Source organism: Candidatus Solincola tengchongensis, assembly GCF_015711935.1.
Lineage (GTDB): Bacteria > Actinomycetota > Geothermincolia > Geothermincolales > RBG-13-55-18 > Solincola_A > Solincola_A tengchongensis.
In genome coordinates this window covers 1-9562 of the sequence record NZ_JACVJJ010000118.1, presented here as the reverse complement: position 1 = coordinate 9562, position 9562 = coordinate 1, and the positions used below count along the sequence as shown (strand labels likewise).

At 64.6% G+C, this 9562-nt stretch carries 8 protein-coding genes; 3 read left to right on the top strand and 5 right to left on the bottom strand.

Annotated elements, in window-relative coordinates; translation table 11 throughout:
- From H7007_RS12245 to H7007_RS12225, 5 genes are all read right to left on the bottom strand, one after another.
- The coding region (locus H7007_RS12245; protein ID WP_287155595.1) for a DUF5719 family protein at positions 1-3246 on the bottom strand (3246 nt) is incomplete at its 3' end.
- A 163-nt stretch (positions 3247-3409) separates the two neighbouring features.
- On the bottom strand, positions 3410-3685 hold the full coding sequence (locus H7007_RS12240; RefSeq protein WP_287155594.1) for a type II toxin-antitoxin system RelE family toxin: 276 nt from the start codon (positions 3683-3685) through the stop codon (positions 3410-3412).
- Positions 3669-3908 carry a hypothetical protein gene (locus tag H7007_RS12235; protein ID WP_287155593.1) on the bottom strand — a complete coding sequence of 80 codons (240 nt, stop codon included), beginning with the start codon at positions 3906-3908 and terminating at the stop codon, positions 3669-3671. The genes H7007_RS12240 and H7007_RS12235 overlap by 17 nt, the downstream gene beginning before the upstream one ends.
- Positions 3909-4079: 171 nt before the next feature.
- Positions 4080-4685, bottom strand: coding sequence for a DUF5719 family protein (locus tag H7007_RS12230; protein ID WP_350340657.1), 606 nt, complete (start codon positions 4683-4685; stop codon positions 4080-4082).
- Between the two features lie 48 nt (positions 4686-4733).
- Positions 4734-7478 (bottom strand): ligand-binding sensor domain-containing protein, encoded by a 2745-nt coding sequence (locus H7007_RS12225; protein WP_287155592.1) that lies wholly within the window; start codon positions 7476-7478, stop codon positions 4734-4736.
- A 983-nt stretch (positions 7479-8461) separates the two neighbouring features.
- On the opposite strand from H7007_RS12225, the gene H7007_RS12220 reads away from it, so the two are divergent.
- From H7007_RS12220 to H7007_RS12210, 3 genes are all read left to right on the top strand, one after another.
- Complete coding sequence (locus H7007_RS12220; RefSeq protein WP_287155591.1) at positions 8462-8698, top strand: hypothetical protein; 237 nt, start codon at positions 8462-8464, stop codon at positions 8696-8698.
- Positions 8695-8865: a hypothetical protein gene (locus H7007_RS12215; RefSeq protein ID WP_287155590.1), complete on the top strand. Its 171-nt coding sequence runs from the start codon at positions 8695-8697 to the stop codon at positions 8863-8865. Before H7007_RS12220 ends, H7007_RS12215 begins: the two co-directional genes overlap by 4 nt.
- A gap of 192 nt (positions 8866-9057) precedes the next feature.
- On the top strand, positions 9058-9562 hold a 505-nt coding region (locus H7007_RS12210), incomplete at its 3' end, for a type IV toxin-antitoxin system AbiEi family antitoxin domain-containing protein (RefSeq protein WP_287155589.1).

Sequence of the window (9562 nt, the reverse complement as noted above, 5' to 3'; positions counted from 1 at the left end):
CACCATCCCGTCCCGGCAGGAGACCTTGGTGGAGACGTCGGTGGTGGTGACGTAGGCGTTGAGAAGGAACGTGCGCCGCGATCCCTTCGGTATTTCGACGTTCTGCAGCGCCGTGGGTCTCACTTCACCGCCGCCGGTGTTCAGGGTGAAGTCCACGTGCACGGCGGAGGGCCCCGGGTTCTGCACCAGCACGTAGGTCTCGAACCCCAGGTCGGTGGCCCCTTCCGCCAGGTACCAGGTCCTTCCAGGGGCGTTCAGGCCCGCCGAGTCGTGCCCCACCGCCCAGGGGCTCCCGGCCGCGGGCCTCCAGTACACGGCGCGCTCGCAGATCACCGGGCGGTCCCGGGACTGCACCAGGGTGGAGACGTCGGTGGTGGTGACGTAGGCGTTGAGAAGGAAGGTGCGCCGCGACCCCGGGCCTATCTCCACATTCTGGAGCTCCGGGGGCTTGACCTCTCCGCCCCCGGTGTTCAGGGTGAAGTCCACGTGGGCCGCCGCCCCACCCGGGTTCTGCACCAGCACGAAGGTCTCAAACCCCAGGTCGGTGGCCCCCTCGGCCAGGTACCAGGTGGTGTGGGGCGTGTTCAGCCCGCAGCAGTCATGCCCCACCGCCCAGGGGCTCGCCACTCCCGGCCTCCAGTACTCAGCCCGCTCGCAGATGACCAGTCCGTCGCTGCATTCCACCCGGGTGGAAACGTCGGTTGTGGTCACATAGGCGTTGAGAAGGAAGGTGCGCCGCGACCCCGGGCCTATCTCCACATTCTGGAGCTCCGGGGGCTTGACCTCTCCGCCCCCGGTGTTCGTGGTGGTGACGTAGGCGTTGAGAAGGAAGGTGCGCCGCGACCCCGGGCCTATCTCCACATTCTGGAGCTCCGGGGGCTTGACCTCTCCGCCCCCGGTGTTCAGGGTGAAACTCACGTGTCTCGGGTAGATGGAGGGGTTCTGCACCAGCACGTAGGTCTCGAACCCCGCGTCCGTGCACCCCTCCGCCAGGTACCAGGTGTTCCCCAGGGCCCAGGCGGAGCCTCCATCATAGGCGTTATGGACCCCGGCGATCACGCTGGAAAAATACACCTCCAGCGATTCCACCGCCCGGTTGTAGGCGTTCCCGAACCCCTCGGCCGTCTCCCGCTCCCAGGTGAAGGGTTTCCCGGTCCCGTCGGTGCTGAAGACGGCGCCCCCGCTCGTGTCATTCCGCGTCCCCACATAGAGGCGTCCCCCGAATACGGTCATGCTCTCCGCCTCCACGTGGGCCGGGGAGGTGAAGCCTTCCGAGGCCATGCGGGCCCACGCCGTCCCGTCGTAGACCCACACCTCGCAGCCGGAAGCGGAGTTCCAGGTGCCGGCGGCGAGCAGGCTCCCGAAGCATTCCATGCAGGATACGGAGTAGTTGTCGGAGTAGCCGAACCCGTCGGCGCCGACCTTGCTCCAGCCCGAGCCGTCGTAGGCCCACACCTGGCCGCCGCCGGCCCTCTGCGTCCCCACGAAGAGCTTCCCGCCGTAGACGGCCATGCTCTCCGCGCCGCGGTTGCTCGCCACCCCGAACCCCTGAGGCATCGGCCCGCTCGCGCCCACCTCGCAGGTCCACGACGCGCCGTCGTAGGACCACACCTCGCAGCCCTGGCTGTTGTAAGTCCCCACGTAAAGGCGCTCCTTGGCGTCCGGGCCTATGTAGACGGCCATGCTCGTGGCGGCGGTGTTGATGTCCGTGGCGATGAGGTTCCTAAAGCCGCCCCCGATGAGGCCCCCGGGCCCCACCAGGCAGGTCCAGTCCGAGCCGCCGTAGGCCCAGACCTCGCAGCCGCCCAGACGGTTCCACGTCCCTACGTATAGCCTGCCCTTAAAGACGGCCATGGACTCCACCCTCTTGTTCAGGTCCCCGAAGACCGAGGACCGCGCGCATGCCCTCCAGGCGCTGCCGTCAAAGGAATAAACCTCGCAGCCCCTCTCGCCCGCCGTCCCCGCGTAGAGGAGCCCGTCGTAGACGGCCATGCCGCTGACCGTGGAATTGGTGTTCGGCGAGAAGAAGGTGAAGTAGAGCCGTTCCCATCCCGAGCCGTCGTACTCCCACAGTTCCCCGAGCCAGCCGGCGCCCACCAGAAGCTTCCCCCCGCGGACCAGCATGGCGCGGGCGATCGTGTTGCTGTGGTATTTGTCGGGATGCAGGGGACCGGTGTTCACCTGGGTCCAGCCGCTCCCGTCGTAGCGCCAGACCTGGAGGGCTTGGGTGCCCCGTGTCCCCACATACAACTGCGACCCGAAGACGGCCATGGAGGTCGCGGCCAGGTTCTGCGAACCGAAGGCGCCCCCGTCGTTCCGCCCCCAGAAGATGCCGTTGGAGGTGCTGTATATCTCCAGCCCGGTGGCCTGGTTCTCGGTTCCCGCGAAGAGGTACTCCGTGGAAGTGGTGGGGTCCGTCCAGGAGGCCATGGAGGCGATCCTTACGTTCTGCGGGTTCCCGAAACCGGGGACGATCCCCATCACCCAGGAGGTCCCGTTGGCCGAGCCCCAAACCTCTCCCCCCGAGGAGTTGTAGGTGCCCACCAGTATCACGTCCGCGGTCCCGAAGCGGAAGACGGTCATGCAGGATGCCTCCCGGTTCCCGGATCCGAAGGCGCCCCCGTCCACCCTCTGCCAGGCAATGCCGTCCGATGTGCGCCATACCTGGAGACCGTCTTGGTTGGACGTGCCGACGTAGAGGTAGTCCGTGGAGGTCGCGGGGTCCTTCCAGACGGCCATGGAGGAGGCGGTGGTGTTCTTGGAATTGCCGAAACCCCGGCTTACTGAGGCACCGGGGCCCACCACCCGCTCCCAGGAGGAACCGTCAGTGCGCCATATCTCGCACCCGGCCAGGTTGGAGGTGCCCGCGTAGAGGCGGCCCTTGAAGACAGACATGCAGGGGACAGCGTTGTCCCACTCATCCGGTGGGCCCTCCCGGAAGCCCGGCGGGGTCTCTATCCTCCAGCTGTCACCCTCGAGGCTCCATATCCCGCACGGCCCCGACTCACCGGCGCCCGTCCCCACATATAGCCTCCCCTGGAACTCGGCCAGGCCGGATACCTCACCCTGGGGGAAGTAGTAGGCCCCTACCAGGCCATCCTGGGAAATGCGCCCTCCACGCGTTCCGTCCGCCGAGAGAGCCACGGGCGGTCCGGACAGACATGGAAGCAGCGCCAGCGCCAGGCAGGAGAGGAACACGGTCATCCGGCGAAAGCGGAGAACGCCGAGGCAGGAGTTCGAGAGCATGACAACCCCCTTTCCCAGGTCTTACTAGGGATTTATATACCCTCGTCGCGGGACTTGTATTCCTGGGGTCCGGAGGCCTTTGTCCCCTTGGAGCGGGCGGCATGCGCGGCGCGAAGCTCCTGCCTGCGGGTGAGGTATGCCACATGTTCCGCCCTGACACGTCTCATCGTTTTCCGTAGGCATCACCGCGAGGGAGGATGGTGTATACGTGAAGTATCTTCCGCTCTTTGTCGGGAGTGATGAGAATCCTCATTTCTCCCACTCGGAGACGATAGTCACCTTTTAGCTCGCCGGTGAGGGGGCGCATATCAGGGTACATGAAGGGGTTTTCCGCGCCTTCCAGCTTCAAGAGCGCATCAAGAACCCGGGATCTGGTTTTCTTGTCCAACTTGCGGTATTGTTTTTCCGCCGTGGGCTTTACCTCAACCTTCCAGCTCATGCAGGGACTTTCCCTTCACGCCGAGTTCGACCTCCTCCTTCCCTCTGCGGATGGCCTCAAGCCACTCCGGTTTGGAAAGAAGTTCCAATGTTTCCCGATGCCTATCCAGGTACTCATCTATAAGCTCTGTGAGGATGTCCTTGATGTTCCTGCGCTCCAGGCTGGCGATCACCTTCAGATTGTCCCTCTTATCCTCAGGGATGCGCACCGTCACCGTTCCCATGCCCACACCTCCTCTTCGATGTCTACAAGTAGATTAGTATACTTGTAGATTAGAATCAAGGTCCGGTTATCCTTGAGCCTATGCCCGGTGGGATACCACGGTTCAAGGGCTGACCCCAACGGGGAGGACATCCCGCCCGTATTTCTCAGGTGCAGGGCCTCTTTATGGCCTTTACGGAGAGATGCCCCGGGAGTCGTGGCCCACCGTCCAGGGGCTGCCCGGCGACGGCCTCCAGTACACGGCCCGCTCGCAGATGACCCTCCCGTCGCGGCAGAGGACCTTGGTGGAGACGTCCGTGGTCTTTACATAATTTCCCAGGTTGAAGGTGCGCCGCGACCCGGCACCGATCTCCACATGCTGGAGCTCCGGGGGCTTGACCTCACCGACCCCGGTGTTCAGGGTGAAGTCCACGTGCACCGGGGAACCCCCCGGGTTCTGCACCAGCACGTAGGACTCGAAGCCCAGGTCGGTAGCCCCCTCGGGGAGGTACCAAACCGGGTTGGAACGGTACACCCCCGTCCCGTTGTGGCCCACCGCCCAGGGAACGCCCGCCCCCGGCCTCCAATACATGGCCCGCTCGCAGGCCACGAGGCCATCCGTGCAGCTCACCCGGGTGGACACGTCTGTGGTGGTCACGTAGGCGTTGAGGAGGAAGGTGCGCCGCGACCCGGCACCGATCTCCACATGCTGGAGCTCCGGGGGCTTGACCTCCCCGCCCCCGGTGTTCAGGGTGAAGTCCACGTGCACCGGGGAACCCCCCGGGTTCTGCACCAGCACGTAGGTCTCGAAGCGATCTCCACATGCTGGAGCTCCGGGGGCTTGACCTCACCGACCCCGGTGTTCAGGGTGAAGTCCACGTGCACCGGGGAACCCCCCGGGTTCTGCACCAGCACGTAGGTCTCGAAGCCCATGTCCGTGGCCCCCTCGGCCAGGTACCAGGTGCTGGAAAGGGAGGTGAGCCCCACCGAGTCGTGGCCCACCGCCCAGGGAACGCCCGCCCCCGGCCTCCAATACATGGCCCGCTCGCAGATCACCCTCCCATCGAGGCAGTCCACCCGGGTGGACACGTCTGTGGTGGTCACGTAGGCGTTGAGGAGGAAGGTGCGCCGCGACCCGGCACCGATCTCCACGTGCTGGAGCTCCGGGGGCTTGACCTCCCCACCCCCGGTGTTCAGGGTGAAGTCCACGTGCACCGGGGAACCCCCCGGGATTGAAGGTGCGCCGCGACCCGGCACCGATCTCCACATGCTGGAGCTCCGGGGGCTTGACCTCCCCACCCCCGGTGTTCAGGGTGAAGTCCACGTGCACCGGGTTCACCCCCGGGTTCTGCACCAGCACGTAGGTCTCGAAGCCCGCGTCCGTGCACCCCTCCGCCAGGTACCAGGTGTTGCCCAGGGCCCATACGGAGCAACCCTGGTAATAATTGGCGACACCGGCTATGAGACTGGAAAAATATACCTCCAGAGATTCGATGGAGTAGTTTAGGGAGGTACCGAAGCCCTTCGCCGTCTCCGGTGTCCAGGCCTCGGGGTCGCCCAGGTGGTCGGCGCTGAACACCACGCCCCCGTTGTCTCCGCTGGTGCCCACGTAGAGGGTTTTCTCGAAGACGGCCATGCTCGCGGCGTCTTTGAACTCGCTGGAGCCGAAACCGCTGTAGGAGGTCTTTGCCCAGTTCGCCCCGTCGTAAGCCCACACCTCGCAGCCCGCGTTGTAGTTGTAGGTCCCGGCCACGAGGAAAGATCCGTAAACGGTCATGCTGGACACGTCGCGGTTCTGGGCGGTGCCGAAGCCGTCGGCGCTGGCCTTGGCCCAGGAGGCGCCCTGGAAGACCCACACCTGCCCGCCGTCGTTATGGTTGGAGGTTCCCACGTATAGCTTCCCCGCGTAGAGGGCCGCGCAGAGGGCCGCCGCGTTGTCCGGGTCCCCGAAGCCCGGCCCGGTGGGAGCCCCCGCGCCCACAAGCTCCACCCAGGTCGAGCCGTTATAAGCCCATACCTCGCAGCCGGCGTCGTTGGCCGTCCCTACGATGAGCCATTCCTCGGCACCGGGCCCCAGGTAAACGGCCATACAGGACGCGGAGGTGTTGTTCGGGTTACCGAAGCCGCGTGGCGCGGACCCCCCTGGGCCTACCACCGGCTGCCAGGAGTTTCCGTCGTAACGCCAAACCTCGCAGCCCTGAGAATAGTTCGAGGTACCGACGTAGAGCCTGTCCCCGAATACCTGCATGGAGGAGACGTTACGGTTCTTGTCGTTCCCCAACCCTCCCTTGCCCACCGCCGTCCAGGTGCTGCCGTCGAAGGACCACACCTCGCAGCCCAGCGGGCTACCGGTCCCGGCGTAGAGAAGCCCTCTGTATGTCGTCATTCGGGAGGCGGAGACGTTGGCGTTGGTGGTGAAATTGGGGGTGTTCACCAGGGACCATGATTCGCCGTCGTAAGCCCACACCCGTCCTCCCTCCGTACCCACCAGGAGCGCCCCCTGATAGGTGGCCATAGCGCTGGAGTTGTAACTGGTTACCTCGCCCGGGTTCATGTTCCCGCCGTCTATGCGCGTCCAGTTGCTTCCGTTCGGAGACCTCCATACCTGGGCCCCGGCCGCGTTCGCGGTGCCTACGTATAGCTGGCCCCCGAAGACGGCCATGGAGGACGCGGAGGTGTTGTGGGCACCGAAGGCTCCGCCGTCGCACTGCGTCCATTTCGTGCCGTCGTGGCGCATCAACTGGAGGCCCGTGACCTCGTTGCGCGTGCCCACGTATAGCTGGCCCCCGAAGACGGCCATGGAGGCCGCCTCCGCGTTGTTGGCGTTTCCGAAACCGTCGGCCGCAAGCGACACCCACCCCGTCGTGTCGTAACCCCATACCTGGCAGCCGGTATCGTCGTTCCAGGTGCCAACGCAGAGGTAGGTGGTGGAGGATACGGGATGGGTCCATACGGCCATGGAGCTCGCGACGACGTTCTTGTTCCCGAAGACGCCCCCGTCCACCCGCGTCCAGGAGGTGCCGTCCGAGGTGCCCCAGACCTGCAGCCCCGTGGCGTAGTTCGCCGTGCCCACGTACAGGCGGTTGCCGAGGACGCACATGGAGGCGGCGATGAGGTTGGCCGTGTCGCCGAAGCCACGACCGAGGCTCCCGCCGGGTCCGACCAACCGGACCCATGAGGAACCGTCGCTGCGCCATATCTCGCAGCCGTCGAGGTTTAAGGTGCCGATGTAAAGGTAGCCGTTGAAGACCGCTTGGGAGGCGACTCCGGCGTTGTACGCCTCGAAGTCGGCCCCCCAGAAGCCGGGAGGGTTCTCCAGTTGCCATTCCATCCCGTCCCAGCTCCAGATGTCCCCCGGGCCCTGGTTGCTGGTCCCCACGTAAAGCGTGTTCTGGAACACGGCAAGACTTTTCACCACCGGTTGCCAGAGGTGAAAGGCCCCGTCCATACCATACCCGGAGACCATCCCTCCCCGCGTGACGCCCCCCGCGACTGCGGGCGGCGTGCCCGCCGGGAACAGCAGCAGCGCCAGCGCGAGAGAGGTTAGAAGGATGAAAGCGCGGCGGTGTTGGGAACGGACCGTCCTCAGCATCTCAAGCCCCCTTTTCGCTCCGGCCGTCAACCCCCTGCGGAGGCGGCCTTCCTTCCTCCCTCGAAGGCCTTGCCTAACCGAGGCCGTCATCAAAGATGATACCCGCCGCCGGTGACTGCAAAGGGTCAGGAGGCAGGCCCTCGGCGTATTCCATTTTATCCCAAATCCCGTAGAGGTGGATCCCTTCTTGTCGAAGATTTTCGGAAGCGCAGGAAGATCAAGGGGTCAGGTCTTGAATCGTGATACCCCATAGGGTATCCGTACGAACCAGGTATCGGCATGCCCCGGCCCTGCCGAGACGCGGTCGGACCTGTGCCGTCTCCCCACGCAGGTTGAAATCAAGGTGCGGGCCCCGGCCCCTTTGGGTGAGACCTGAACCCGCGAGAGGGTTATGCCTCCGGAGTCGTGGTCGAGGAGGGATTGGTCGCATCACAATCGCCATTTCCGGAAGCACCGGGAAGAAGTTTACATGGGAGCCGTACCCTTTTCCGGGGGACATTATACCGGGGGCGCGGACCGCGGGTGAACGCGCCCGGGATCGGAGGAACCTGGATCAGGCCCTTTCGGGATTCGGGCTCTTTCCGGATGATCTCAATCCAGGCCCCTTCCGCATCCGGGGGCAGAGGCCGGGTCCTGACCTCTGAGGGGAGAGACCCGGCCTAAACCGCCTAGGTCATCGCCACAGCGGAGATGTCGTTGGTCTCAACCAGGTAGCAGGCAAGGCACGTCTCATTCCGTTTGGCGACGTTGGGAGTAACGCCTATTCTTCTTCACGGGAAAAGTCGACGTGTTCTCATCGACGTCTTGCAATCCTGTTCCCAATATCTTAACATTTCTGTTAAGAAATATGGAACAGGTTTAAGCACAGCGCCTGGCGGCCGAGCTGGGTGTTCACGTGACCCAGGTGGCGAGGGAATACTGGGAGGTCGTCATCCTGGACGCCCTGCTCGCCACGGAGCACGGTAAGCACCTGGTCTTCAGGGGTGGGACCGCGCTTCCGTCTGGCCTACGGCTCGCCCCGCTTCTCCGAGGGCCTGGATTTCGCCATGCCTGAGGACTCCCTGGCCGGAAAAGTCGAGGAACTGGCAGCTTACCTGGTCCGGCCGCACCGCCAGGCGGAGGTGTCCGACGCGGCTTCCAAAAGGTGGACCTATCTTGTGGAGATCTGGGAAAAGTTGCCACCCTGTCCCAGTTATACAAGGACAAGGCGGAGTGCGTGAGGGGGCGCACAGCGCCCAAAGACCTCTTCGACCTGTGGTTCATCTGCCAGAGATTGAGGATGCCCTACCGGGCACCGGGTATCTCCTTGGACAAGAAAATCCTGCGGCGGGACCTTCGCAGGTTCCTGCCTCAAAAATACTGGCCGGTCATCGAGGAGCTGGCGTGACTCACCGGCAGTTGTCGGTCGGCCGCCGAGAAGCCGGCGCGGGGCCATTGTGGATCGTGCGCGGGTCGACTGAGGCTTGATCGAGTCGTTTGTCGCTGCGGCGCGATATTCGCGGCAGCAGATGCCTGTTCAGGCCCGCAAGAGGCGGGCGCGTGTAGAGCGTAGCTAGTCGGGCGAGAACGGAGTGATAAGATGAGGGACATCGAGCTTCTGGAGAAGCTCAGGGCGACTGGTAAGGATTTCTTCACCGTGTCCGACCTGAAGAAGGTCACCGGGCTGGAGAGAGAAAGCCTCTACGTGGCTCTGAGCAGGCTTTCGGGCAAAGGAGTCCTGCGCCGCGCGGCACGGGGCGTCTACCTCCTTCCGGACACTTACCCTCCGGCGGAGAAGATCGCCACGCAGCTCTATTTCCCGTGCTACCTCTCCTTTGAAAGCGCCCTTTCCAGAGCGGGCGTGCTCGGCCTGGTCCCCTACGTCCTCACCTTCGCCACTCCCCGCAAGACCAGGAGGTTGCGCGTGCTGGAGCAGGTGGTGGAATACAGGCGCTTGCGTGAGGACCTGTTCTTCGGCTTCGAGCTGGCGGAGGGGTACTACCTGGCCCGGCCGGAAAAGGCCCTACTGGACGCCCTTTACCTCGCCGCGTACGGGAAGGGATCCCTCCCCGAGTCCGAGCTGGACCTCTCCCTTCTGGACCGCG

Bases quoted from the DNA above. Each gene is read 5' to 3' on its own strand.
- H7007_RS12240 (WP_287155594.1), bottom strand. From the start codon at position 3,685: ATGAGCTGGAAGGTTGAGGTAAAGCCCACGGCGGAAAAACAATACCGC.
- H7007_RS12225 (WP_287155592.1), bottom strand. From the start codon at position 7,478: ATGCTGAGGACGGTCCGTTCCCAACACCGCCGCGCTTTCATCCTTCTA.
- H7007_RS12235 (WP_287155593.1), bottom strand. From the start codon at position 3,908: ATGGGAACGGTGACGGTGCGCATCCCTGAGGATAAGAGGGACAATCTG.